The 22,329-nt window shown below is 73.7% G+C and carries 22 protein-coding genes; 6 read left to right on the top strand and 16 right to left on the bottom strand.

Annotated features, from left to right (window positions below):
- Positions 1–156: 156 nt before the first annotated feature.
- Positions 157–1,083 (bottom strand): CHRD domain-containing protein, encoded by a 927-nt coding sequence (locus ACGFNU_RS22080; RefSeq protein WP_392596243.1) that lies wholly within the window; start codon positions 1,081–1,083, stop codon positions 157–159.
- A gap of 181 nt (positions 1,084–1,264) precedes the next feature.
- On the opposite strand from ACGFNU_RS22080, the gene ACGFNU_RS22085 reads away from it, so the two are divergent.
- The gene (locus ACGFNU_RS22085) at positions 1,265–1,714 is read left to right on the top strand and encodes a hypothetical protein (RefSeq protein WP_392596245.1); all 450 of its coding nucleotides are present in this window, start codon (positions 1,265–1,267) and stop codon (positions 1,712–1,714) included.
- A gap of 39 nt (positions 1,715–1,753) precedes the next feature.
- Here ACGFNU_RS22085 and ACGFNU_RS22090 read toward each other — a convergent pair whose 3' ends face one another.
- From ACGFNU_RS22090 to paaZ, 8 genes are all read right to left on the bottom strand, one after another.
- Positions 1,754–3,151: an aldehyde dehydrogenase (NADP(+)) gene (locus tag ACGFNU_RS22090; protein WP_392596246.1), complete on the bottom strand. Its 1,398-nt coding sequence runs from the start codon at positions 3,149–3,151 to the stop codon at positions 1,754–1,756.
- Positions 3,152–3,256: 105 nt separating this feature from the next.
- A complete protein-coding gene (locus ACGFNU_RS22095; protein WP_392596248.1) occupies positions 3,257–4,258 on the bottom strand; it encodes a proline racemase family protein in 1,002 nt (333 codons plus the stop codon).
- Positions 4,258–5,187, bottom strand: coding sequence for a dihydrodipicolinate synthase family protein (locus tag ACGFNU_RS22100; protein WP_392596250.1), 930 nt, complete (start codon positions 5,185–5,187; stop codon positions 4,258–4,260). Before ACGFNU_RS22100 ends, ACGFNU_RS22095 begins: the two co-directional genes overlap by 1 nt.
- The gene (locus ACGFNU_RS22105) at positions 5,184–6,719 is read right to left on the bottom strand and encodes an NAD(P)/FAD-dependent oxidoreductase (RefSeq protein WP_392596252.1); all 1,536 of its coding nucleotides are present in this window, start codon (positions 6,717–6,719) and stop codon (positions 5,184–5,186) included. The genes ACGFNU_RS22100 and ACGFNU_RS22105 overlap by 4 nt, the downstream gene beginning before the upstream one ends.
- Positions 6,719–7,036 (bottom strand): (2Fe-2S)-binding protein, encoded by a 318-nt coding sequence (locus ACGFNU_RS22110; RefSeq protein ID WP_392596253.1) that lies wholly within the window; start codon positions 7,034–7,036, stop codon positions 6,719–6,721. The genes ACGFNU_RS22105 and ACGFNU_RS22110 overlap by 1 nt, the downstream gene beginning before the upstream one ends.
- Positions 7,033–8,199 carry an NAD(P)/FAD-dependent oxidoreductase gene (locus ACGFNU_RS22115; RefSeq protein ID WP_392596255.1) on the bottom strand — a complete coding sequence of 389 codons (1,167 nt, stop codon included), beginning with the start codon at positions 8,197–8,199 and terminating at the stop codon, positions 7,033–7,035. Before ACGFNU_RS22115 ends, ACGFNU_RS22110 begins: the two co-directional genes overlap by 4 nt.
- Before the next feature lie 82 nt (positions 8,200–8,281).
- Positions 8,282–8,893, bottom strand: coding sequence for a helix-turn-helix domain-containing protein (locus ACGFNU_RS22120; protein WP_392596257.1), 612 nt, complete (start codon positions 8,891–8,893; stop codon positions 8,282–8,284).
- 58 nt (positions 8,894–8,951) lie between these two features.
- On the bottom strand, positions 8,952–10,985 hold the full coding sequence (gene paaZ, locus ACGFNU_RS22125) for a phenylacetic acid degradation bifunctional protein PaaZ (protein ID WP_392596258.1): 2,034 nt from the start codon (positions 10,983–10,985) through the stop codon (positions 8,952–8,954).
- A 166-nt stretch (positions 10,986–11,151) separates the two neighbouring features.
- On the opposite strand from paaZ, the gene ACGFNU_RS22130 reads away from it, so the two are divergent.
- Positions 11,152–11,571 carry a hypothetical protein gene (locus ACGFNU_RS22130; RefSeq protein WP_392596260.1) on the top strand — a complete coding sequence of 140 codons (420 nt, stop codon included), beginning with the start codon at positions 11,152–11,154 and terminating at the stop codon, positions 11,569–11,571.
- Positions 11,572–11,579: 8 nt separating this feature from the next.
- Here ACGFNU_RS22130 and ACGFNU_RS22135 read toward each other — a convergent pair whose 3' ends face one another.
- Positions 11,580–12,995 (bottom strand): HEAT repeat domain-containing protein, encoded by a 1,416-nt coding sequence (locus ACGFNU_RS22135; protein ID WP_392596261.1) that lies wholly within the window; start codon positions 12,993–12,995, stop codon positions 11,580–11,582.
- Positions 12,996–13,005: 10 nt separating this feature from the next.
- Positions 13,006–13,332 carry a hypothetical protein gene (locus ACGFNU_RS22140; RefSeq protein ID WP_392596263.1) on the bottom strand — a complete coding sequence of 109 codons (327 nt, stop codon included), beginning with the start codon at positions 13,330–13,332 and terminating at the stop codon, positions 13,006–13,008.
- 221 nt (positions 13,333–13,553) lie between these two features.
- On the opposite strand from ACGFNU_RS22140, the gene ACGFNU_RS22145 reads away from it, so the two are divergent.
- The 3 genes from ACGFNU_RS22145 (at position 13,554) to ACGFNU_RS22155 (ending at position 16,225) form a co-directional block, all read left to right on the top strand.
- Positions 13,554–14,039 carry a nuclear transport factor 2 family protein gene (locus ACGFNU_RS22145; protein WP_392596265.1) on the top strand — a complete coding sequence of 162 codons (486 nt, stop codon included), beginning with the start codon at positions 13,554–13,556 and terminating at the stop codon, positions 14,037–14,039.
- Between the two features lie 108 nt (positions 14,040–14,147).
- Entirely contained in the window at positions 14,148–15,410 is a 1,263-nt protein-coding gene (locus tag ACGFNU_RS22150; RefSeq protein WP_392596267.1) for a cytochrome P450, read from the top strand.
- 5 nt (positions 15,411–15,415) lie between these two features.
- Positions 15,416–16,225, top strand: coding sequence for an SAM-dependent methyltransferase (locus ACGFNU_RS22155; protein WP_392596508.1), 810 nt, complete (start codon positions 15,416–15,418; stop codon positions 16,223–16,225).
- Here ACGFNU_RS22155 and ACGFNU_RS22160 read toward each other — a convergent pair.
- A complete protein-coding gene (locus ACGFNU_RS22160; RefSeq protein ID WP_392596269.1) occupies positions 16,219–17,100 on the bottom strand; it encodes a helix-turn-helix transcriptional regulator in 882 nt (293 codons plus the stop codon). The genes ACGFNU_RS22155 and ACGFNU_RS22160 overlap by 7 nt on opposite strands.
- 107 nt (positions 17,101–17,207) lie before the next feature.
- Here ACGFNU_RS22160 and ACGFNU_RS22165 point away from each other — a divergent pair, with 107 nt between their 5' ends.
- The gene (locus ACGFNU_RS22165) at positions 17,208–18,629 is read left to right on the top strand and encodes an MFS transporter (RefSeq protein WP_392596271.1); all 1,422 of its coding nucleotides are present in this window, start codon (positions 17,208–17,210) and stop codon (positions 18,627–18,629) included.
- Here the strand turns inward: ACGFNU_RS22165 and ACGFNU_RS22170 are convergent.
- The 4 genes from ACGFNU_RS22170 to ACGFNU_RS22185 all read right to left on the bottom strand — a co-directional run bounded on the left by ACGFNU_RS22170 (position 18,619) and on the right by ACGFNU_RS22185 (position 22,309).
- Positions 18,619–19,800: a zinc-dependent alcohol dehydrogenase gene (locus tag ACGFNU_RS22170; RefSeq protein WP_392596273.1), complete on the bottom strand. Its 1,182-nt coding sequence runs from the start codon at positions 19,798–19,800 to the stop codon at positions 18,619–18,621. The genes ACGFNU_RS22165 and ACGFNU_RS22170 overlap by 11 nt on opposite strands.
- 34 nt (positions 19,801–19,834) lie before the next feature.
- Entirely contained in the window at positions 19,835–20,440 is a 606-nt protein-coding gene (locus ACGFNU_RS22175) for a flavodoxin family protein (protein ID WP_392596275.1), read from the bottom strand.
- A 116-nt stretch (positions 20,441–20,556) separates the two neighbouring features.
- The gene (locus ACGFNU_RS22180) at positions 20,557–21,384 is read right to left on the bottom strand and encodes a glycosyltransferase family 2 protein (protein WP_392596277.1); all 828 of its coding nucleotides are present in this window, start codon (positions 21,382–21,384) and stop codon (positions 20,557–20,559) included.
- 37 nt (positions 21,385–21,421) lie between these two features.
- A complete protein-coding gene (locus ACGFNU_RS22185; protein WP_392596278.1) occupies positions 21,422–22,309 on the bottom strand; it encodes a glycosyltransferase family 2 protein in 888 nt (295 codons plus the stop codon).
- Positions 22,310–22,329 lie beyond the last annotated feature (20 nt).

A 22,329-nucleotide genomic window follows, 5' to 3' on the forward strand; every position in this document is an offset into this window, starting at 1 on the left:
CTCATCTCCCCGCATATTCCGCGAGAGCGCCGTCGGCGCTCCCCGGTCGTCCCTACCCCCACGCGATCATAAAATGATGGCAGGTCGCACGTCGCACGGCACCGGAACGGCCGTCTCCTTCCGTCTCGGGCCGTCCCGGTGCCGCCCGGGAGCCGGTCAGCCGTTGAGCTGACCGCGCACGGCGCCGCCGGGGAACTCGGCGCTGTGCAGGTTGGCGTAGAAGCCCCTCGGATTCGAGCGGATCTCCTGGATGACGGCGGGGTCGATACCGGGCACGGTCCCGGCGACGGCGAAGACCGTGCTCGGCACCGCCGAGCCGAACAGCGGCACCGAGATCGGGCCGTTCGTCCCGAACCGGCCCTTGTGGATGTGGCCGAGCGTCGGCGTGAACCCGACCCAGGCCGCCGAGTAGCTCACCGTCGTGCCCCGGGCGCGAATGAACGTGACCGCGCGCCCGTCGGGGTCGCCGACCTTGGGCCCGCCCTCCACCGGGACCTCCTGGTCACCGGACATGAACGCGCGCAGGCCACCGCCCTTCAGCAACTGGAGCACGTCCAGCCTGCCGCCGAGCGGGGTGAGCTGGCCGCGCACCGCGCCGCCGGGGAACTCCGCCGTGTGCACGTTGAAGTAGAAGCCCGACGGGTTCGCGCGGATCGCGTCGGCGACCGCGCGGTCCTCGACGGTGGTGCTCCCGGCGGCGGCCGTCACGGTCGCCGGCAGCGCGCTCGCGAAGAGCCCGACCTTGACCGGGCCGTTGGCGCCCGCCCGCCCCTGGTGGATGTGAGCGAGCGTGGGCGCGCCGATGTTCCGGTGGCTCAGCGCGAACGTCACACGGTCGCCCTGCACGCGGACGATACCGGTGGCCGACCCGTCCTGGTCGCCGACCGCCGGCCCGCCCGGAGCCGGTACCTCGTTCGCACCCGACATCCGCGCCGCGAAGAACTGCGGCGCCCGCGAGGCCGCGTCCGCGGCGGCCAGGCCGGCGGGCGCCGCCGTGCTCGCGGCGGCCGCCGGTGCCTGGACGACGGCGGCCGTCCCGGCGGTGAGCGCCAGCGCGGTCAAGGCGATCTTTCGCTTTCCCATGGTGATCCCTTTGTGGTGAGGAATGCGCCCCGGATCGGGGCGGCTCGTTACACCCCGGAAGCACGGCGGGATTCACGCGCCGGGTTCAAAGCGGATCGAAAGAAAAATAATTGAACCCGTGAGAGCCGGGCCATCGTGCTACTGGCCGATACGTCTCACTCTCACTCGTAGGAGAATTACCATGCGCGCACGTTTCGTCCTGCTCGGCGCCGCTCTCGCCCTCGGCCTCACCGCCTGCGGCGGCTCCGGAGACGACGCGAAGACCGCGAAGGCGGCCACCGAGGTCAAGGTCGGCAAGACGGCGCTGGGCGCCGTCCTCACCGACGGAACCGGCCGCACGCTGTACGGATTCACTCCTGACAAGGAAGGACAGAGCACCTGCGTCGACGCGTGCGTCGCCACCTGGCCGGCCCTGGCCAGCAAGGACCAGCCAGGCGCGGGCGACGGCGTGCAGACCGGACTGCTCAAGCGGATCCAGCGCGGCGAAGGCACTTTCCAGGCCTCGTACGGAAACTGGCCGCTCTATTACTACGCGGGCGATCAGCGTCCGGGTGACGCCGAAGGACAGGGTGTCGACGGCCAATGGTTCGTCGTCGGCGCCGACGGAAAACTCATCAAGAACCAGGGTTGATAAGTAATCCAGATCGGCCCGATAGTGACAATTCAGAGCTCAGTTCACCTGTTGCGGAACTCCCCATGGATTGTCGTCGCGGAGGGGTGGCGGCAGGAATTCCTGCGGCCACCCCTGGTAGGTGACGGGCCGCAGGAACCGCTCGATCGCGGCGGTGCCGACCGAGGTGGTGGCCGGAGTGGTCGTCGCCGGGAACGGGCCGCCGTGCTGCATGGCGTGCGTGACCGAGACGCCGGTGGGCCACTGGTTCCACAGGACACGGCCGCTGCGGCCGGCGAGCACCCCCGTCAGGTCGGCGAGCTCGGGCGCCTCCTCCTCTTCGCCGTGCAGCGAGGTGGTGAGCTGGCCGGGCAGCGACGAGAGCAGGACGGTGACGTCGGCGAGCCGCTCGTACGTGACGATCAGGCCGAGCGGGCCGAAGCACTCCTCGCCCGCCACGTCCTTGTCGGCGGCGAAGTCGGCCAGGCCCATCGTGAGCAGGCGCGGCCCCGGGCCGTCCGCCCAGACCAGCCGCCGCACACCCGGTCGTCCGGCGAGCGTGCCGGCGGTCTCGAGGTAGCCCGACTCGATGCGGTCGTTCAGCATCGGGGCCGCCGGCACCGCGCCGACGAGCTCGGCGATCCGGTCCACGATGCCGTCGCCGGCGGGCACGAAGAGCAGGCCGGGGTTGGTGCAGAACTGGCCGGCGCCGAGCGTGAGCGACCCGGCGTAGCCCTTGGCGATCTCCTCGGCGCGCGCCTTGGCGGCCCCGGCCGTGACGACGGCCGGATTGACGCTGCCCAGCTCGCCGTAGAACGGGATGGGCTCGGGACGGTCGGCGGCGATGCGGGCCAGCGCCAGGCCGCCGCGCTGCGAGCCGGTGAACGCGGCGGCGGCGATCGCCGGGTGGCGCAGCGCCTCGACACCTTCCTGCTCGCCCTCGATCAGGCCGAAGACGCCGTCGGGCACGACCGCGGCGATGAGCTCGGCCGTCCGGCGGGAGAGCCGCGGGTGGCCGGGGTGCGCCTTGACCACGACGGGGCAGCCCGCCGCCCAGGCCGAGGCGGTGTCGCCGCCCGCGACGCTGAACGCGAACGGGAAGTTGCTCGCGGCGAAGACCAGGACGGGGCCGGCCGCCGTGCGGTAGCGGCGCAGGTCGGGCCGCGGGCCGCTGGGCCAGTCCGGGTCGGGCCGGTCGATGCGGACGTCGTGGAACCCGCCCGCGCGGACCTCGTCGGCGAAGAGCCTGAGCTGGAACGTGGTGCGGGTCAGCTCCCCGTTCAGCCGGGTCTCCCCCAGGTGCGACTCCTCGTCGGCCAGCGCGACGAGCTCGGCCCTGGCGGCCTCCAGCGCGTCGGCCACCGCCGTCAGCGTGGCGGCCCGGGTGCCGGGCGGCGCGGCCGCCCACGGTCCGGCGGCGGCCGCCGCGGCCGAGACCGCCTGGTCCGGCGTGGTCATGATGTGGTCCCTTCGTCGAGGTGGTCGGAGCCGATGGGCTCGCGGCGGTTCGCCGCGGAGTGGCGGTACCCGCACCCAGATGATCCAGTCCAGGCCGGCGATCGGCTAGAGCACGAAGCCCTCGGGGAACGGATCGGCCGGGTCGAGCAGGTAGTTGGCCGTGCCGGTGATCCAGGCGCGCCCGGAGAACTCCGGGACGACGGCGGGCAGGCCGCCGGCCTCGGCCGTGCCGACGAGGCGGCCGACGAACCGGGTGCCGATGAACGACTCGTTCACGAACTCGGTGCCGAGAGGCAGCTCGCCGCGCGCGTGCAGCTGGGCCATGCGGGCGGACGTGCCGGTGCCGCACGGCGACCGGTCGAACCAGCCGGGATGGATGGCCATCGCGTTGCGGGAGTGCCGCGCGTCCGAGCCGGGGGCGAGGAACTGCACGTGCTTGCAGCCGCCGATCAGCGGGTCGGCCGGATGGGCGGGCCGGTCCTGCTCGTTGATCGCGGCCATGATGTCCAGCCCGGCCTTGAGGATGTCGTCCTTGCGGGCGCGGTCGAACGGCAGCCCGAGGTCGGCCAGCTCGGTGATCGCGTAGAAGTTGCCGCCGTAGGCCATGTCGTAGCGCACCTCGCCGAGCCCCGGCACCTTCACCACCGCGTCCTGCCGGAGGCTGAACGAGGGGATGTTGCGCAGGGTGACGTGCTCGGCGCGGCCGTCGCGGACGGCGACGCGCGCTTCGATGAGACCGGCGGGGGCGTCGAGCCGGACGATGGTCTCCGGTTCGGTGACCTCGACCATGCCGGTCTCGACGAGCACGGTCGCGACGCCGATGGTGCCGTGCCCGCACATCGGCAGGAACCCGCTGACCTCGATGTAGACCACGCCCCAGTCGGCGTCGGGGTGGATCGGCGGCTGGAGCAGCGCGCCGCTCATGGCCGGGTGCCCCCGCGGCTCGTCCATGAGGAAGCGGCGCAGCCCGTCCAGGTGCTCCATCGCGTACCGCCGGCGCTCGGCCATCGTCGCGCCGGGAATGGGCGCGACGCCGCCGGTGACGACGCGGGTCGGCATGCCCTCGGTGTGGGAGTCGACGGCGCTGAGCGTCCGGATCGAGCGCATCAGGCGGCCTTCCGCTGTTCGAGGGCGGTGATCGCGCGCGCCATGTCGGCGGTGACCTGCTCGCGGTGCTCGGCGGTGAGCGGGCCGCGCGGCGGGCGGCAGGGGCCGCCGTAGCGGCCGACCTGTTCCATGCCGAGCTTGATGGCCTGCACGAACTCGGTGCGCGAGTCCCAGCGGAACGCGGCGACGAGCGGCTCGTACAGCGCGCGGGCCTCGGCCAGCTTGCCGGTGGTCGCGAGCTCGTACAGCAGCGCCGACTCGGCCGGGAAGACGTTGGGGAATCCGGCGAACCACCCCGTCGCGCCCATCAGCAGCGCTTCCAGCGTGACGTCGTCGGCGCCCGCGACGACCTCCAGCCCGGGGGCCCTCTCCTTGATCTCCAGAACGCGGCGGACGTCGCCGGAGAACTCCTTGACCGCGACGACGTTGTCGATCTGCGCGATCTCGGCGAGCAGGTCCGGGGTGAGGTCGACCTTGGTGTCGATGGGGTTGTTGTAGACCATGACCGGCAGCCCGACGGACGCGACGGCCTCGAAGTGCGCGACGACCTCGCCGCGGTTGGCGCGGTACATCGTCGGCGGCAGGCACAGCACACCGTCCGCGCCGTCCTCGGCGGCCGCCTCCGCCCAGTGCCTCGCCTGGTGGGAGCCGGGGCCGTGCACGCCGACCACGACGACGCCGGAGTCGCCGACCGTCTCGACGGCGGTGCGGGCGACGCGGCGGCGCTCGTCGTCGGTGAGCGAGGAGTACTCGCCGAGCGAGCCGTTCGGGCCGACGCCACGGCAGCCGTTGTCGACGAGCCAGCGGCAGTGCTCGGCGAACCGGTCGTAGTCGACCGCGAGCCCGGCGGGCGCCGAGGCGTCCTCGCGATACGGCAGCGCGGTGGCGACGATGACTCCGCCGAGGGTTTCGGGCTTGTCGCTGCTCATGGGGTGCTCTCTTCCTCTCGCGGGGGACGTGCCAGCTCGCCGAGCCGGATGGGCTGTGCGACGGGCCGGTGGTGGGGGTCGGCGGTGATGCCGCGGCGGGCGAGCAGCTCGGCGGTCGTGGGGCCGCAGACGCGTGCCTGGCAGGGCCCGAGTCCCGCGCGGGTGCCGAGCTTCACGGCGTGGGCCGAGCCGCTCGCCCGGTCGTCGGCGGCGCGGCAGAACGCGCCGTAGGTGGTCTCCTCGCAGCGGCAGACGACGGTCTCCGGACGCAGCCAGCTCGTCCAGGCGGCGCCGATCGGATGCGCTGTGGCGAGGCGCCGTGCGAAGGCGCGGGCCTGGTCACGGCGGCGGCGCAGCCGTTCGATCTCCGGGGCGCCGGGCGCGCCGCCGGCGGCGCACCACCCGGCGAGCAGCCCCTCGATCCGGGCCGCCGGGGCGCCGCCGATGCCGGTGATCTCGCCCGCCGCGTACACGCCGGGGCTCGTGGTGAGCTGGTCGTCGTCCACCCGCACAAACGCGGCGGAGCCGCTCCGGGGGGCGTGGGGGGTCGTCCCCCCACAAGCAACACCGCACGCGGCGGAGCCGCTCCGGGGGGCGTGGGAGGTCGTTCTCCCACAAGCGGGACCGCACCCGGCGAGGCTCAGCTCGCAGCCTGCCGCGACGGGCAGTTCTAGCTGGGGGCTGAAGCCGTGGGAGACGCAGATCGCGTCCACCGGGACCGTGCGCTCGGTGCCGGGGACCACCGACCAGTCGGCGCGGAGCCGCGCGGTGACGGCCTCCTCGACCCGGCCGTCGCCGCGCGCCTCGATGACGGCGCGGCCCATGCGGTAAGGGACGCGGTGGCGGGCGAGCAGGCCGGTGTACCCGGCGAGCTCGGTGGCTTTCCCTCCGTGGGAGGCGAGTTCCCACGGCCGCCCGGCCCAGCCGCGCAGCACCGTGGCGGCCGGATTGGCCTCCAGCACCTCCAGGACGGACGACCCGGCCTCCAGGAGGGAGGCGGCCACCGGAAGCAGGAACGGCCCGGCGCCGGCCACGATGACCTGGTCGCCGACGACGAGGCGTTCGCCCTTGGCCAGAGCCTGCGCCGCGCCCGCGGTGAACACGCCCGGCAGATCCCAGCCGGGGAACGGGAGCACCCGGTCGTGCGCGCCCGGAGCGAGCACGAGCGCGTCGGGGTCGAGCACGCGCCGCTCGCGCCGCGACCCGTCGGCCGGGCCGCGCAGCACATGAACACGCGGTGGTCGTGGGTCACCGGGTTCGGGTCGTTCCAGCGACCAGACCGAGCTCTCCGCCCACCAGTCGCAGCGCGGGTGGCCGAGCACGTGGCGGCGCGTCCGGTCGAAGTCGTGCCAGCCGTGATGCAGGCGCCCGGGCCGCTCGGCGGCGAAGGCGTCCGGCAGCATCCGGTGATATTGGCCGCCGGGCTGCTCGGCGGAGTCGAGCAGCGTCACCCGGGCGCCCGCGCGGAGCGCGGCGGCAGCGGCGGCGAGCCCGGCCGGTCCGGCACCGACGACGATGACGTGGCGGGCCATCAGGACTCCCCCGCTCCGGTGCGGGACTGCGTGGTCACCGCGTCGCCGTCCGCCGCGCGGCGGCGGCAGGCGCGCACGTCGCGGTCGCCGTTGACGGTGACCAGGCAGTCGAAGCAGACGCCGATCCCGCAGAAGACGCCGCGGGGCGCGCCGGACGGGCCCTGCCGCCAGGCGCGACGGCCGCCCGCGAGCAGTACCCCGGCGATCGTCTGTCCCGCCACGCCCGTGACCGGGACGCCGTCCACGGTGATCTCGATCGGCACGTCCGGCCGGCGCCCGGCGGCGTCGTCCTCGCGGCGGACCAGCCTCGCGCTCACAGATCCTCCCCTTCGCCCAGGACGGCGGGCCGGTCCACCCGGAACGGCGCGGCGTCGATCTCCGGCTTGTGGTCGTGCAGCAGGTCGTGCAGGAGGGCGGCGGTGCCGGCCGAGAGGCCGATCCCGGCGCCCTCGTGCCCGGTCGCGTGCCACAGCCCGGCCAGCCGCGGATCGGGGCCGATGACCGGGAGATGATCGGGCACGTACGGGCGGAACCCCCCGTAGGCGCGCATCACCGGGACGCCGGCCAGGCACGGGAAGAGCCGCAGCGCCTTGCGCGCGATCACCGAGAGCACCTCGGGGCGGATCCGGTCGTCGAATCCCACCCGGCGGCGCGACGAGCCCAGCAGGACCGTCCCGGCCCGGGTGGACTCCACGACCGCCGACGCCTGGAGCTCCTCCGCGCCGCTGCCGACCGCCCCGACGTAGTCGGCGTCGTAGACCTTGTGGAAGACCGTGGGCGGCAGGGGCGCCGTCACGAGCACCTCGCCGCGCCGGGGACGCACGCCGATGGGGGCGCCGAGCCTGCGGGCCAGCTCCCCCGCCCACGGCCCGGCGGCGTTGACGAACACGTCGGCCTCGAACGTTCCCGAGGAGGTGCGCACGGCGGTGACGCGCCCACCGCGCACGACGGCCGACAGCACCTCGCATCCGGTGCGCAGTTCGGCACCGGCGCGGAACGCTCCGGCCAGCAGGGCGCTCGCCGCTCCGGCGGGCTGGACCTGCGCGTCCTCGGGGTAGTGGACGGCGGCCGCGAAGTCGCGGGTCACGTGGGGCTCGACGGCGGCGAGCGCGGCGGCGTCCATGGGCTCGGCGACGACGCCCGCCGCGCGCTGGCCCGCGGCGAACCGGCCGAGCTCGCGGGCGCCGGCCTCGGTCGTGGCGACGACGATGCCGCCCTTGGGCTCCCACTCGACGGCCCGCGCGCCGGGACGGCCCGCGATGATCTCGGGCCAGAGCCGCCGCGAGAGCTGGGCGAGCTCCAGCTCCGGGCCGGGGCCCTTGTCGGAGACGAGCACGTTGCCCTCGCCGTGCGACGTGGTCGCCGCCGCGGGGCCGCCCCGGTCGAGGACCGTCACCGCGTGCCCGGCCCGCGCGAGCTCGCGGGCGCACGCGGCGCCGATGATCCCGGCGCCCAGCACCACGACCCGCGCTCCGGCCATCGATCCCTCCGTTCGTTAAACCGAACGATTCCGAGGCTAGGACGGCGGCCCGGACGCTGTCAACGATCGCGGACGACCTGGATCACGGCGTTTCGACCAGGCACGGCGACTCCGCCGGACTCGCGTGAAGTCGCTGGTCAGCACGGTACTGGAGGAGCAGCACCGACCGCACCGGCCCGGCCAGGGCGGTGTAGCGGTGCGGCAGGCGGGCGTCGAAGCCGACGTAGTCGCCCGGCCCGAGCTCCACCTCGCGATCGTCCACCCGAACGCCCAGCCGGCCGGCCTGCACGATGGTGTGCTCGGTGCCGACGTGGCCGAGCGAGTCCTGCCGCGAGCCCGCCCGTACCTGCTGGTCGTAGACATCGAAGATGGCGTCGCCCGACTCGATGCCCCGCAGCGGCCGCAGGTCGACGCCCGCGCCGCGCAGCACCTGCACGTCGGCGGACCGCACCACGGTCAGGCCGTTCCCGCGCGGCTGGTCGAGCAGGTCGGAGATCGGCACCTCCAGCGCCCGCGACAGGCTGAAGACGGTCTCGATGGTGGGGTTGCCCGAACCCGCCTCGAGCTGCGAGAGCGTCGCCTTGCCGATCTTGGAGCGGCGGGACAGCTCGGACAGCGACAGGCCCCGTTCGGTGCGGGCGCGCCTGAGGTTGGCGGCCAGCAGGTCCCGCACCGACTCTTCCGAAGCCCCCACGAGCCGCCTCCTCAACCTCGTTCGGTTTGCCGAACGAAGTATACGGACGGCGCCCCCTTTACCCGGGCCGGGAAGCCACCAGGGTGAGGACGTCGTACTTGGCGACGGAGGCGCCGTCCTGGTTGGTGACGTCGGTGTCCCAGCGGACCTCGCCGTAGCCGGTGCCCTCGCGCGGCGTGATCTGCTTGGCGGTCAGGGTCACGGTCAGCTCGTCGCCCGGGTAGACCGGTGTGAGGAACCGCAGGTTCTCCAGGCCGTAGTTGGCCAGCACGGGACCGGGGCCGGGCGAGACGAAGAGCCCGGCGGCGAACGAGACGATCAGGTAGCCGTGGGCGACCCGGCCGTTGAAGAACGGGTTGGCCTTGGCCGACTCCTCGTCCATGTGGGCGTAGAAGGTGTCGCCGGTGAACGCGGCGAAGTGCTCGACGTCCTCCAGCGTGACCGTGCGGGGTCCGCCGACGGCGGTGTCGCCGACGCGCAGGTCCTCCAGGTGCTTGCGGAAGGGGTGCTCGTCGGTGACGGTCCGGTCGGTGCCGGGGACCCAGCGGCCGGTGAGGGCGGTGAGCATTGCAGGCCCCGCCTGCACGGCGGTGCGCTGCATGTGATGCAGGACGCCGCGGACGCCGCCCATCTCCTCGCCGCCGCCCGCGCGCCCCGGCCCGCCGTGGATCAGTGCGGGCAGGGGCGAACCGTGGCCGGTGGACTCCTTGGCGTCCTCGCTGTTGAGGACGAGCAGCCTGCCGTGCCAGGGCGCGATGCCCAGCACGACCGCGCGGGCGAAGCCGGTGTCGGCGGTGACGAGCGAGCCGGCCAGGCTGCCCCGGCCGCGTGCCGCCAGCTCGACGGCCTGCCCGGCGCCCTCGTACGGCAGCAGCGTGCTGACGGGGCCGAAGGCCTCCACCTCGTGCGGTTCGGGACGGCCGGGGTCGTCGGCGCGCAGCAGGATCGGGGGCATGAACGCGCCGCGTTCGGCGTCGGCGTCGACGGGGCTGAAATGATCCGGGTCGCCGAAAGCCACGCGCCCGGCGTCCAGCAGCGCCTTGAGCGAGCGGCGCACCTCCTCGCGCTGGTCGAGGCTCGCGAGGGCGCCCATCCGCACGTCCGGGTTGGCCGGGTCGCCCACGGTCACCTTGGCCAGCCGTTCCCGGACCGCCTCGGCGACCTCGTCCATCAGCGGCGCGGGAACCAGGGCGCGGCGGATGGCGGTGCACTTCTGGCCCGCCTTGACGGTCATCTCGGTGACGAGCTGCTTGACGAAGAGATCGAACTCCTGTGTCCCGGGCGCCGCGTCCGGGCCGAGGATCGAGACGTTCAGCGAGTCGGCCTCGGCGTTGAAGCGGACGGAACGGCCGACCACCACCGGATGGGTGCGCAGCCGCCGGGCGGTGGAGGCCGAGCCGGTGAAGGCCACGAGGTCCTGCTCGGTGAGGTGGTCGAGCAGGTCGCGGGCGTCGCCGCAGACGAGCTGTACCGACCCCTCGGGCAGGATGCCGGACTCCACCACGAGCTCGATCATGCGCGCCGACAGGTAGGCCGTCTGGCTCGCCGGTTTGATCAGGCTGGGCATCCCGGCGAGGAAGGCGGGCGCGAGCTTCTCCAGCGGCCCCCACACCGGGAAGTTGAACGCGTTGATCTGCACCGCCACGCCTTGCAGCGGCGTGCAGAGGTGCTGGCCGACGAACGTGCCCGCCTTGCCGAGCGGTTCGACGTCTCCTTCGACGAGGAGGGTGTCGTTCGGGAGTTCGCGGCGGCCCTTGCTCGAGTAGCCGAACAGCACACCGATGCCGCCGTCGATGTCGAACTTGGAGTCGCCCAGGGTGGCGCCGGTGCGGGCCGACAGCGCGTACAGCTCCTCGCGGTGCTCCCGCAGGTGCGAGGCGAGCGCCTTCAGGAGGGCCGCGCGCTGGTGGAACGTCAGCTCCCGCAGCGCCGGTCCGCCCGTCCGGCGGCCGTACGCCAGCGCGGCGCCCATGTCCACGCCCGCCGAGGAGATCCGGGCGACCTCCTCGCCCGTCACCGCGTCCGGCAGCGGCACGCCCTCATTCGCCGGAGAGTGCCAGGAACCGGACACATAGCTGCGCAGCGTGACCACAGGGACCTCCTCGTCCGTACCTCAGCATCTTCCTGCCACGAATCCGGCTCTGTCACGCCTTCCGGAGGGGCCTACCTCCGAGGTAATCGCCCGCGCTACCCGCCCGCCCCTAGCGTCGGAGACGTCGAGAACGAACGACTCTGATCCTCCGGAAAGGGGACCTCCGATGACCACCACGCGCTCCGTCACCGACGCCGGTATCTTCGCCGACGGCCGCAGGCTCATGAAGCTCGCCCTGCGCCTGGACGCGGTGGTCACGGGGGTCAACGGGCTGGCCTACCTGGCCCTGGCCAGGCCCCTCGACGACCTCCTCGGCCTGAGCACCGCCCACGCCTACGCGCTCGGGGCCTTCCTCGTGGCCTACGCGGCCGCTGTCTGGGCGATCTCGATCCCCGCGCGGGCCAACCGCGTCGCCGTCACCGCCGTGATCGAGGCCAACCTGTTGTGGGCTGTGCTGAGCGTCGCCACGGTCATCACCGGCTGGCTGTCGCTGAACGCGATCGGCGCGGCCTGGGCGGTCCTCCAGGCGGGGACCGTCGCGGGCTTCGCCGGAATCCAGTACCTGGCGCAGCGCCGGAGCCGCTGAACGGTCCGTCAGGAGGCGCGGACGTCCCACGCCTCCTGGCGGACCTCAAGGTGCTCGGAGCGGCGCAGGGTCTCCAGCAGATCCCGCCATTCGGGCCCCCAGCCGGCCTCGGGGCCGGCCCGTCCGACGAGCGCGACGGCCAAGAGGCCGGCCACGAGATGACCCTCGTCCGTCAGCCGCCGCGCCGCCGGCAGGAGGGCGGGCGGCGCGCCCCGGCCCATCCCGTGCGATCCGAACCGCGACAGGAGCGCACCGCCCGCGAGCCGTCCCGCGTGGGCGGGCCTGTCCTGGAGCAGGCGGGCGAGGGCGGCCAGGTCCCCGGCGAGCTCCTGTGGGGACGGGGCGTCCCTCGCGCCGGTGGGGAAGCCGAGCAGGGCCAGCGAGATCCTGGCGGCCTGCGGCACGTGGAGCGGATGGGCGGCCAGCCGTTCGGCCGCGCGGCGTGCGAGCCCCCGCCTGCCGGCGGCGTCGCGCGCGGCGAGGGCCGAGGTGATCCGATCGATCCGGGAGCGGGCGGTCTCGTCGAGCCCGGCGGCCAGCAGCCGGTCGAGCACCGGGAGCACCTCGTCGCCGATCTCACCGGCGCCGAGCAGCGCGAGCAGCACCGGCAGCTCGGCCGCCTCGGCAGGTGCCGAGGGATCGCCGGCGGCGTCGAGGATGTCGGAATAGCCGCCCTCGTACCAGCGGGCCCACGTGGCGAACGCCCGCACGGCACGGAACCGGACGCCCGCGAGCTCCGACGCCCCCAGCGGGCTCCGGACCAGCGAGGCGTAGCGCGGCCGGTGCGCGGGGCCGTACTCCGCCGGTTGTGCCTGGTAGAGCGTGCGCAGCAGCAGCTCCCCGGCATCGGGCCCGGCCGCGTCGCCGAGAGCCTCGAAGGCGCGCGGATCCTCGGGCATCCGGCGCAGCGCGACCGCCACCGCGACCCGAACGTCCGGATGCAGTTCCGGGTCGCCCCAGGCTCGCAGCAGGACGTCGGCGGCGCCCTCCGTCCGGTGCCGTTCGAGCTGCCGGGCCGCCTGCTTGCGCACGGTCACCTTGCTGTCAGGCGCGGAGAGCACCTCCGCCAGAAGGGGTCCGAGGACGGACGGCCGCGCCGCCTCGCCGCAGCGGGCCATGGCGGCGACGGCGACCTTGGACGCGGGCCCGCGTCCATGTGTCAGAAGGATCGGCATGGCCTCGGCGGGCTCGTCGGTGTACGCCATCGCCTCGATCGCCGCCTCGGTCACGGCGCCGTCGGCATGATCCGCCAGGGCCGCCAGCTCGCCGAGTGTCCCCGGCAGGCGGCCCAGCGAGGCGATGGCGGCCGTCCTCGCCGTGACCGGCCTGGTCTCGTCGCGAGCGATACGGCCGAGCACCGCCTGGACGCGGGCGCGCTGCGCGGGTGTCCACCGGTCCGCCTGCCCGGTACCGACGTCGGGCACCCATTCACCTTCACCACCGCCGTCGAGCACGTGCGGGAGGAGGTCGGTCCGGCGTCCGGTAGAACGCGCGGCGGAGATCCGAGGGCGCGTCGTCGAGCACCGCCGCCGCGGCGTCGTCGGAGACCGGGAGCGTCCGGACGGCCCGCAGGGCCGCCCGCCGCAGGCTTAGATCGGGGCCCGAGAGCACGGCCTCGATGTGGGTGAGGTCACGTGCCGCCATGGCCAGGTGGAGCGCGGTGCGGCGTTCGTAGGTTTCTCGTGCGGCGAGCTCGCCCAGCAGGGAGCGGAACGCAGGGGTTCCCCGGTGCCGCCGCGCGTGGAGCGCGAGTTCACGCATGCGCTGCGGGTAGGGAAGGAATGCGAGACGTGCCAGCAGATCGTCAGCCGGTGTCCTGACCGGCCGCGTGGGGCTCAACGGCCCGGGCGGAGACCGCCCTTCCTGGAGATCATGCCGACGATGATGGCCGATCCCTCGCCGCTCCCGCAACCAGGGGGCAAGTTCCCTGAGGGAACTGACCATGCTACGTTCCTTGAAGGAACCTACTCGGGAGGGCTTTCATGTACCGGAAGATCGTGACCATGGTCCTGCGCCGCGCGTTCGGCGATCTGAACCCGCGGACCTACACCGACCTGCTCAAGCGGTTCGCGCCGACGTTCGAGTACGAGTTCGTCGGCGACCACGCGCTGGGCGGGCGCCGGACCGTCCTGGCCGCGCAGAAGGCGTGGTTCGAGCGCATGTTCCGGCTGTTCCCCGATGGCGAGGTCACCGTCCGTGACGTGCTCGCCGCCGGGTGGCCGTGGCGCACCCGGATCATGGCGATCTGGGAGGTCCGCTCCCCCGCCGGAGGCGGATACCGCAACCTCGTGACGCAGTACATGGAGATGCGCTGGTTCCGCATCACCAAGATCATCACGCTGGAGGACACCCAGCACCTCGTGCGCGCGCTGGAGGGTCTCGCCGCCGACGGGGTGGCGGAGGCGGCCGCGCCGCCGATCACCGACGACCCCGCCACCTGGCACGTCCCCAGCGCCGTTCAGGTCTGAGATCGCCCGGCGTCCGCGACACGGGAGATGATCAACCGATAACGGTGACACACCGTCAAAGATCGTCATAAGCTCCTCGCGTTTCCACCGATCCGCCAGAGGAGCAGCATGCCCCTGGATCCGGCGAGCGAGCCGACCCGTTCCGCCTGCCCGTGGCCCGAGCTTCCGCCGGGACCGCTGGGCCCGCCCTCGCCGGCGTTCGCCGCCCGGCACGCCGAGGCCCCGTTCGCGCCGCTCACCCTGCCCACCGGCGACGTCGTCCGCGCCGTGGCCGGGCACGAGGACACGCGGCTGGTCATGGCGCACTCCGCCGCCAGCCGCGACCTGCGCTACCCGGGCGCGCCGCGGATCTCCAAGGGCCTCAGCCTGGAGGACGACCCGACGGCGATCCTCAACATGGACGCGCCCGAGCACACCCGGCTGCGCCGGATCCTGTCGGGCACGTTCACGCCGCGCCAGGTGGAGGCGTGGCGGCCCCGGGTCGCCGAGATCGCCGGTGGGCTCGCGGCCGGGCTGGCGGACGGCCCGGGCACCGGCGACCTGGTCGAGGACTTCGCGTTCCCGCTGCCGAGCCAGGTCATCTGCGAGCTGATGGGCGTGCCCGCGCAGGACCAGCCGCGGTTCCGGCGCTGGACGGGCATGTTCCTGTCGACCTCGGACGGCACGGCCGACGACCGGATGACGGCGGCGATCGAGTTCATGGGGTACGCGGGCGAGCTCGTCGCCGCGCACCGCGAGAATCCCGGCGACGACCTGATCGACGTCCTGGTCCAGGCCCGCGACGCCGGCGACCGGCTGAGCGAGGACGAGCTCACCGGCCTGGTCTTCGGGCTCATCCTGGCCGGGCACGAGACGACCGCCTCGCTGATCTCGCGCGGCGTCTTCCGGCTGCTGACCAACCCGGACCAGTGGGCGGCGCTGACGGCCGATCCGGCGCTGGTCCCGCGGGCGGTCGAGGAGATTCTGCGGTACGACGGGCCGGGCGGGTACGGGGTGCTGCGGCGGATGACCGAGGCGGTGGAACTGAGCGCCGGGCGGGTGGAGGCCGGGGAGGCGATCTTCCTGATGCTGCCCGCGGCCAACCAGGATCCGGCCGTCTTCGCAGACCCGCAGCGGTTCGACATCACGCGGTTCGGCGACGGCGGCGGAGCGCAGCAGAGCCACCTGAGCTTCGGCCACGGGCCGCACTACTGCCTGGGCGCCAACCTGGCCCGGGTGGAGCTGCAGGAGGCCTTCCGCGCCCTGGCGACCGGGCTCCCGGAGCTGGGTCTCGCCGTCGATCCCCTCGACGTCCCGTGGACGGCGGAAGCGATCATCCACCGTCCGGTCACGCTGCCGGTCGGCCGCCGGCCGTCAGGAGGCCCCCGGTGAACGAGATGTCCGCCTCGCACCCGATCGACGGGGTCAACGTCCAGGTGCCCAACGTCGCCCGGATCTACGATTACCTGCTCGGCGGCAAGGACAACTACGCCGCCGACCGCGACGCGGCGGAGAAGCTCCTCGCCGTGGCCCCCGAGACGGCGGGCACCGTCCGGGAGAACCGCGCCTTCCTGCGCCGGGCCGTCCGGCGCCTCGCGGCCGCGGGCGTCCGGCAGTTCGTCGACATCGGCGCGGGCCTGCCCACCCAGGCGAACGTCCACGAGGTCGCGCGGGAGATCACACCGGACGCCCGGGTCGTGTACGTCGACAACGATCCGGTGGTGGTGGCGCACGGCCGGGCGCTGCTCATGGGCTCGCCCCAGGTCACCGTGCTGGAGGGCGACCTGCGGCAGCCCGCGGAGATCTTCGGCGAGCCCGCGCTCCGGGCGGTGATCGATCTGGACGAGCCCGTCGCGGTCCTGCTGCTGGCGGTCCTGCACTTCGTGACCGACGACGAGGACCCCGCCGCGATCGTCCGCCGGATCCGGGACCTGCTGGCGCCCGGCAGCGCGCTGATCCTCAGCCATGTCACGAGCGAGGGCAACCGCGCCGAGGCGGCCAGCACCGCCAAGAACGTCTACGACCGCTCGACCGCCTCGATCGCGCTGCGGCCGCGCACGGAGATCCTCTCCTTCTTCGAGGGCTTCGAGCTGGAAGAACCCGGCCTCGTCTACGCCCCCGAGTGGCACGCGGACGGCGAGGCGGCCTTCGTCCGGTCGCCGGAGGCGTCGTTCCTGTTCGCGGGCGTGGGCCGTCTACGTCAGTGACAGCGGGCGGCCTCGGCCGCCTCCGGGTTCGCCAGCAGCCAGCCGAGGCGCTCCCTGCTCTCGTCGTCGCTCGGCGTGTAGACGACCAGCCGGTTCTCCGGTGAGCCCGACACGTCGAAGCTCGTCCCGTGCATCGCCATCTCCCCCACCGCCACATGCCGGAAGACCTTGATCCGGGGGCCGGGGAGCGCCACGTCACAGGTGTCCCAGAGCTGGGCGAACAGCGGGCTGGCCTCCTTGAGGCGCCGCACGAGGTCCTTCCACCGGGGCTCGTCGAGATGGCGGCTGTAGCGGTGCCGGAAGACGGCCACGTGCTGCGGCGCCTCGGCCTCCAGGTCGGCGATCGGGCCGCAGCACGGCGGCGAGGCGAACGCCGTCCACATCGTGTTGCGCTCGGCGGCCGGCGCGTTCACCGTACCGGGGAAGATCGCCGCGTAGGCGCGGTTCCAGGCGAGCACGTCGCAGGCGCCGTTGGCCACGCAGGCGGGCGTCGGGTCCAGGGCGTCGAGCACCTCCCGCACCTGCTCGGGCAGGCCGGCGCCGGGGTCGGCGGTGCCCGGCTCCGGCACGTCGGCGAGCAGGTAGAGGTACTCGCGTTCGGCGGTGTCGAGCCGCAGCGTGCGGGCCACCGCGTCCAGGACCTGCGGGCTCGCGTTGATCGGGCGCCCCTGCTCCAGCCAGGTGTACCAGGTCACCCCCACCCCGGCGAGCTGGGCGACCTCCTCGCGCCGCAGGCCGGGAGTGCGGCGCCGCAGGCCGGGCGCCATGCCCACGTCCTCCGGCGTGATCCGGCCGCGCCGGCTGCGCAGGAACGCCGCCAGTTCGGTGCGGCGTTCCTTACGGGCTCCATTCAGAGTGGCTCTCGGCTGGGTCATCGTCACGGCTCCACCCTGGTCGCTGTGGCCCGCCCGTGCCAGGTGGTGTCAGTACCAGTATCAAGGGGCTCTCGTTACTGGTACTGGATCTGGCTCAGGCTGGGGACATGCCAACGACAACCAAGACGATGCCGGATGTTGTTCCTGACCGGCCACCCCGGCGATCGTCATCGGGCCTGGTGCTGGCCCTGCTCCTGGTGGGCCAGTTCATGGCCATCCTGGACGTGAGCATCGTCAACGTGGCGCTGCCGACCATGCGCGCCGACCTGCACGCCTCGGGCGCGGGGCTCCAGCTGGTGGTCGCCGGATACATCATCGCCTACGCGGTACTGCTGATCACCGGGGCGCGGCTGGGCGGCCTCGCGGGCCATCGCCGGATGTTCCTGACGGGGCTCGCCGCCTTCACCGCCGCCTCGCTGGCGTGCGGCCTGGCGCCGGCCACCGGCTCGCTCATCGTGTTCCGGTTTGCCCAGGGCCTCGGCGCGGCGCTGATGACCCCCCAGGTGATGAGCCTCATCCAGCTCACGTTCACCGGATCGGCGCGGGCGCGGGCACTGGGCCTGTTCTCGGCCGTGGTGTCGGGCGGCATCGTCGCCGGCCAGGCGGCGGGCGGCCTGCTGGTGAGCGCCGACCTGCTCGGCTCCGGCTGGCGCGCCGTCTTCCTGGTGAACGTGCCGATCGGGCTGGTGCTGCTCGCCGCCGCGCCGCGGCTGCTCCCCGCCGACGAGGGGCACCGGTCCGGCGGGCTCGACCTGCCCGGCCTCGTCGTGCTGGCGCCCGCCGTGCTGCTCTTCGTGCTCCCGCTGATCCTCGGCCACGAACTGGGCTGGCCCGCGTGGGGCTGGGCGGCGCTCGCCGCCAGCGTCCTCCTCCTCACTGCCTTCGTCGCCGTCGAACGCCGCGCGGCGGCACGCGGGAGCCGGCCGCTCGTCTCCGGCCGCGTGCTGCGCGTGCCGGGCCTCCTGCCGGGATTGTTCACCCTGACGTTCGGCCCCTGCACCTGGGCGGGGTTCCTTTTCACCACCACCCTTCACCTGCAAGGAGACCTGAAGCTCGGCCCGCTGGAATCGGGCCTGGCCTTCGTCCCCTGCGTCACGGCCTTCGCGCTGGTCGGTCTCTACTGGCGGCGGCTGCCGGAACGCCGGCAGCGGCCGGCCATCCCCGCGGGCTTCGTGCTCGCCGCGGGCGGCTACCTCTTCCTGGGCCCGCTGTCGGGCGGCGGCGCCGCGTACATCGCCGTCACCGCGCTGATCGGGCTCGGGCTCGGCGTGACCACCATCGCCATGACGGTGACGCTGGAGCACGTCCCGGCCGGCGACGCCCCGGACGCGAGCGGCATGCTGCTCACGATGATGCAGCTCGGCCAGGTCATCGGCGTCGCCACCATCGGCACGCTGTTCCTCGTGGCGGCGCGCGACGGCTCCACCGCGCACGCCGAGTACGGCACCGGGTGGGCGCTCGCCGCCGCCGCCCTGGCCGCGGCCGCCTGCGGGCTGCTCCTCGCCCGCAGGCGTCGCGTCACGGGTTGAGGATGACCTTGATGGCGCCGTCCTTCTTCTTCTGGAAGATCTCGTATCCGTGCGGGGCCCGGTCGAGCGGGAGCTTATGGGTGGCCAGGTCCTGCACGCCGAGCGGATCGCCGTCGCCGGTCACCAGCGGCAGCAGGTCGTCGATCCACCGCTTGACGTGGGCCTGGCCCATCCGCAGCGTGACGCCCTTGTCGAACATCTGCAGCATCGGCAGCGGGTCGGCCATCCCGCCGTACACGCCGACGATCGAGATCGTGCCGCCGCGGCGCACGATCTCGATCGCGTCGTGCAGCGCCGCGAGCCGGTCCACACCCATCCGCGACATCAGCGGGGCGGCGGCGCGGTCCGGCACGAACCCGGTGATGGTCTGGGCGAGCTTTCCGAACGGCGAGCCGTGCGCCTCCATGCCGACCGCCTCGATGACCGCGTCGGTGCCGCGGCCCTTGGTCAGCTCCCGGATCGCCCCTGGCACGTCGCCGGTGCGCGCGCCGTCGACGACCTCGATGCCGTGCCGCCGCGCCAGGTCGAGGCGTTCGGGGACGAGATCGACGCCGATGGCCCGGCGGCCGCGGTGCCGCGCGACGCGGGCGGCCATCTGCCCGATCGGCCCCAGCCCGAGCACGGCCACGCTGCCCCCCTCGGGGACGTCGGCGAACTCAAAGGCCTGCCAGGCGGTGGGCAGCACGTCGGACAGGTACAGGAACCGCTCGTCCGGCGGCCCCTCCGGCACCTTGATCGGCCCGAACTGCGCCTGCGGCACGCGCAGGAACTCGGCCTGCCCGCCGGGGACCTCGCCGTAGAGCTTGGTGTAGCCGAAGAGGGCCGCGCCCGTGCCCTGCTCGCGCACCTGCGTGGTCTCGCACTGGGCGAACAGCTTCATGTCGCACGTGTGGCAGTGGCCGCACGAGATGTTGAACGGGATCACGACCCTGTCGCCGGCGCCGATGTGCGAGACGTCGGCGCCGACCTCCTCCACGATGCCCATCGGCTCGTGCCCGAGGATGTCCCCCTCGCCGATGAAGGGGCCGAGGATCTCGTAGAGGTGCAGGTCCGAACCGCAGATCGCGGTCGAGGTGATCCGCACGATCGCGTCGGTCGGCTCCTTGATCGCTGGATCGGGGACCTCGTCGACGCGGACGTCGCGCTTGCCGTGCCAGGTGACGGCCTTCATGGGACTCTCCTCCTCGGCTCTATGGCGGCGGCTCCTATGACGGCGGCGCCGGGACGGGCCGCTCGGCCAGGGCGGTGGCGACGGCCACCAGGTTGGACGCCATGGCGCGCCCGGTCTTGATCGACCAGTCGCGGCCCTCGTCGCTCTCCAGGAAGGTGGGACCGGGCCCGGGACCCTTGTTCCAGTACGTCCAGGCCTGCCCGGGGATCGTGTAGCCGAAGTCGTTCAGCGCGCCGCTGAGATTGTTGATGACGTGATGGGCGCCGTCCTCGTTGCCGGTGACGACCACGCCCGCGACACGGTTGTAGAGCACGGGCCGGTCGTCGTCGTCGGTCTCCGACATCATCGCGTCCATCCGCTCGATCACCCGCTGGGCGATCGAGGACGGCTGCCCCGCCCAGGTCGGCGACGCCAGCACGAAGATCTCGGCGTCGAGGAGCAGGCGGTGGACCTCAGGCCACGGGTCGCCCGGGCCGAGATCGGTCTCCACACCGGGCGGGATGTCGAGATCGACGGCGCGGATCGTCTCGACCTCGACCTTGCGCTCGCGCAGCTCCTCGATCACCACGGCGGCCAGCGCCTCGGTGTTGGACCGCTCGGGCGAGCGCTTCAGCGTGCAGTTGATCACGACGGCCCGCACGGGGACTTCCCTTCGTCGACGACGGTCGCCCGCTCCCCTACCCGGGCAGCAGCGGGCAAACGGCGCCTTTCACCTCTTTGCGCCCCCTTGCCGACAGGTTGATCGCGGGCGGCCGCTCAGTACCCGTCCAGGCGCGCACGGTCCCGGGCGACCGCGCGCGGCACCGGGCGGCGGGCGCGCAGGACGGACGGCAGCACGCGGACGGCGTCGGCCATCCCGCGCCGGCCGTCCGGGGTCCGCAGCGAGACGGCGGCCTCCTGGGCGAGCGCGGACAGCGGGCGCCGCAGCCAGGCGGTGAGCAGGCGGTTCCGGACCTCCCTGCGGCGGCGCCACTGATGGTCGCGGCCGCCCTTGGCGGGGTGGTGATGGATGACGAGTTCGGGCAGGTACGCCTGGCCCCAGCCCGCGGCGGCGAGATCGAGGGCGAGCAGTTCCTCCTCGCCGCCGAAGTGCAGCAGTTCGGAGAAGCCGCCGACGCCGAGGAAGGCGTCGCGGCGCACGACGATCGAGCAGGCCAGGAAACCGAGGATCGCCCGGCCCGGCAGTCCCTCGGGGCGGCCGAGGGGCGAGCGCGCCATGCCGCCGGACACGGGGTCCATCCGCTCCTCCTTGCCGACCAGGACGCGCGCCGCCAGCAGCGCGGTGCGGGGATGGGCGTCCAGCACCTTCGCCGCGTGGTCGAGCGCGCCGGGCCCCCACCAGGAGTCGTCGTCGGCGAACGCCACGTACCGGGTGGTGACGTGCTCGACCCCGACGTTGCGGGCGGCGGCGCCGAGGTTGCGCGGCAGGCGGACGAGGCGCGCGCCCGCGTCCGCCGCCACCTGGGCCGTGCCGTCCGCCGAGGCGTTGTCCACGACGACCACCGGCACGGTGTGGTGGCGCAGGCTGCGCCGCAGGTCCCCCTCGCGGTCCTTGGTCGCCACGACGATCGTCACGTCGGACATCGTTCCCCCCGATCAACGTGCCCTTACTGGGACATCCCTAGCTGACGTACCGGCGGGCCCGGGAACGCCGCTGCGGTCCGTCGAGCCTGCGCAGGTTCTCCTCGACGTGCCGCGGCAGGGGCCGGCGCTCCCTCAGCACCCAGGGGATCCCGGCGGCCGCCTCGACGAGCGCGGCGCCGGTGACCCGGTCGCGCGGCAGCGTGCCGAGCAGGCGCCCGGTGCGCAGCAGCGCGGTGCCGGGCGGCCGGCGGAGCCAGGTGGTCCACAGCGTGTTGCGGATGCCGTGGCGGCGGCGCAGGTGGGGGTCGCGGAGCCGGGACGGCTGGTGATGGACGACCACGTCCTCGGCGTAGCAGAGATGCCAGCCCTGGGTCAGCAGGTCGGCGCTGAGCAGTTCCTCCTCGCCGCCCAGCCAGAGGCGGGGCGAGAACCCGCCCGCCGCGCGGAACGCGTCGGCGCGGAGCATCGAGGCGCCCGCGAGGAACGAGCCCAGCACCGGCCCGGGCAGCCCCGCCGGCCGGGGCAGGGGCGACTCGCGCAGCTCGACGACGATCGGGTCCTCCCGGCCGCCGGGCTCCACGAGGATGCGGCCGGTGATCACGGCCACCCGGGGATGGGCGTCGAGCAGCGCCGCCGCGCGGGTCACGGCACCGGGCTCCCACCAGGTGTCGTCGTCGCAGAACGCCACGTACGGCGTCCGCACGTGGTCGACGGCGACGTTGCGGGCGACCGCGCCGAGGTTGGTCCGCGACCGCAGCAGCACGTACTCGGGGAAGCCGGCGGCGACGGCTTCGGCCGAACCGTCCCGCGAGGCGTTGTCGACGACGATCACCGGCGGCCGCTCGGGCAGGTCCCGCAGTTTCGTCAGGGTGGCGAGCAGGCTCTCGCGCCGGTCGCGGGTGATGAGGACGACGGTGACGCTCATGAACCGGCTCTACCCGTCCC

The organism is Spirillospora sp. NPDC048911 (assembly GCF_043198015.1).
Lineage (GTDB): Bacteria > Actinomycetota > Actinomycetes > Streptosporangiales > Streptosporangiaceae > Spirillospora.

Excerpts from the sequence above, each read along its gene's own strand:
- ACGFNU_RS22080 (WP_392596243.1), bottom strand. The coding sequence starts at position 1,083 with ATGGGAAAGCGAAAGATCGCCTTGACCGCGCTGGCGCTCACCGCCGGG.
- ACGFNU_RS22085 (WP_392596245.1), top strand. The coding sequence starts at position 1,265 with ATGCGCGCACGTTTCGTCCTGCTCGGCGCCGCTCTCGCCCTCGGCCTC.
- ACGFNU_RS22090 (WP_392596246.1), bottom strand. The coding sequence starts at position 3,151 with ATGACCACGCCGGACCAGGCGGTCTCGGCCGCGGCGGCCGCCGCCGGA.
- ACGFNU_RS22095 (WP_392596248.1), bottom strand. The coding sequence starts at position 4,258 with ATGCGCTCGATCCGGACGCTCAGCGCCGTCGACTCCCACACCGAGGGC.
- ACGFNU_RS22100 (WP_392596250.1), bottom strand. The coding sequence starts at position 5,187 with ATGAGCAGCGACAAGCCCGAAACCCTCGGCGGAGTCATCGTCGCCACC.
- ACGFNU_RS22105 (WP_392596252.1), bottom strand. The coding sequence starts at position 6,719 with ATGGCCCGCCACGTCATCGTCGTCGGTGCCGGACCGGCCGGGCTCGCC.
- ACGFNU_RS22115 (WP_392596255.1), bottom strand. The coding sequence starts at position 8,199 with ATGGCCGGAGCGCGGGTCGTGGTGCTGGGCGCCGGGATCATCGGCGCC.
- ACGFNU_RS22130 (WP_392596260.1), top strand. The coding sequence starts at position 11,152 with ATGACCACCACGCGCTCCGTCACCGACGCCGGTATCTTCGCCGACGGC.
- ACGFNU_RS22140 (WP_392596263.1), bottom strand. The coding sequence starts at position 13,332 with ATGCGTGAACTCGCGCTCCACGCGCGGCGGCACCGGGGAACCCCTGCG.
- ACGFNU_RS22145 (WP_392596265.1), top strand. The coding sequence starts at position 13,554 with ATGTACCGGAAGATCGTGACCATGGTCCTGCGCCGCGCGTTCGGCGAT.
- ACGFNU_RS22150 (WP_392596267.1), top strand. The coding sequence starts at position 14,148 with ATGCCCCTGGATCCGGCGAGCGAGCCGACCCGTTCCGCCTGCCCGTGG.
- ACGFNU_RS22155 (WP_392596508.1), top strand. The coding sequence starts at position 15,416 with ATGTCCGCCTCGCACCCGATCGACGGGGTCAACGTCCAGGTGCCCAAC.
- ACGFNU_RS22160 (WP_392596269.1), bottom strand. The coding sequence starts at position 17,100 with ATGACCCAGCCGAGAGCCACTCTGAATGGAGCCCGTAAGGAACGCCGC.
- ACGFNU_RS22165 (WP_392596271.1), top strand. The coding sequence starts at position 17,208 with ATGCCAACGACAACCAAGACGATGCCGGATGTTGTTCCTGACCGGCCA.
- ACGFNU_RS22170 (WP_392596273.1), bottom strand. The coding sequence starts at position 19,800 with ATGAAGGCCGTCACCTGGCACGGCAAGCGCGACGTCCGCGTCGACGAG.
- ACGFNU_RS22180 (WP_392596277.1), bottom strand. The coding sequence starts at position 21,384 with ATGTCCGACGTGACGATCGTCGTGGCGACCAAGGACCGCGAGGGGGAC.
- ACGFNU_RS22185 (WP_392596278.1), bottom strand. The coding sequence starts at position 22,309 with ATGAGCGTCACCGTCGTCCTCATCACCCGCGACCGGCGCGAGAGCCTG.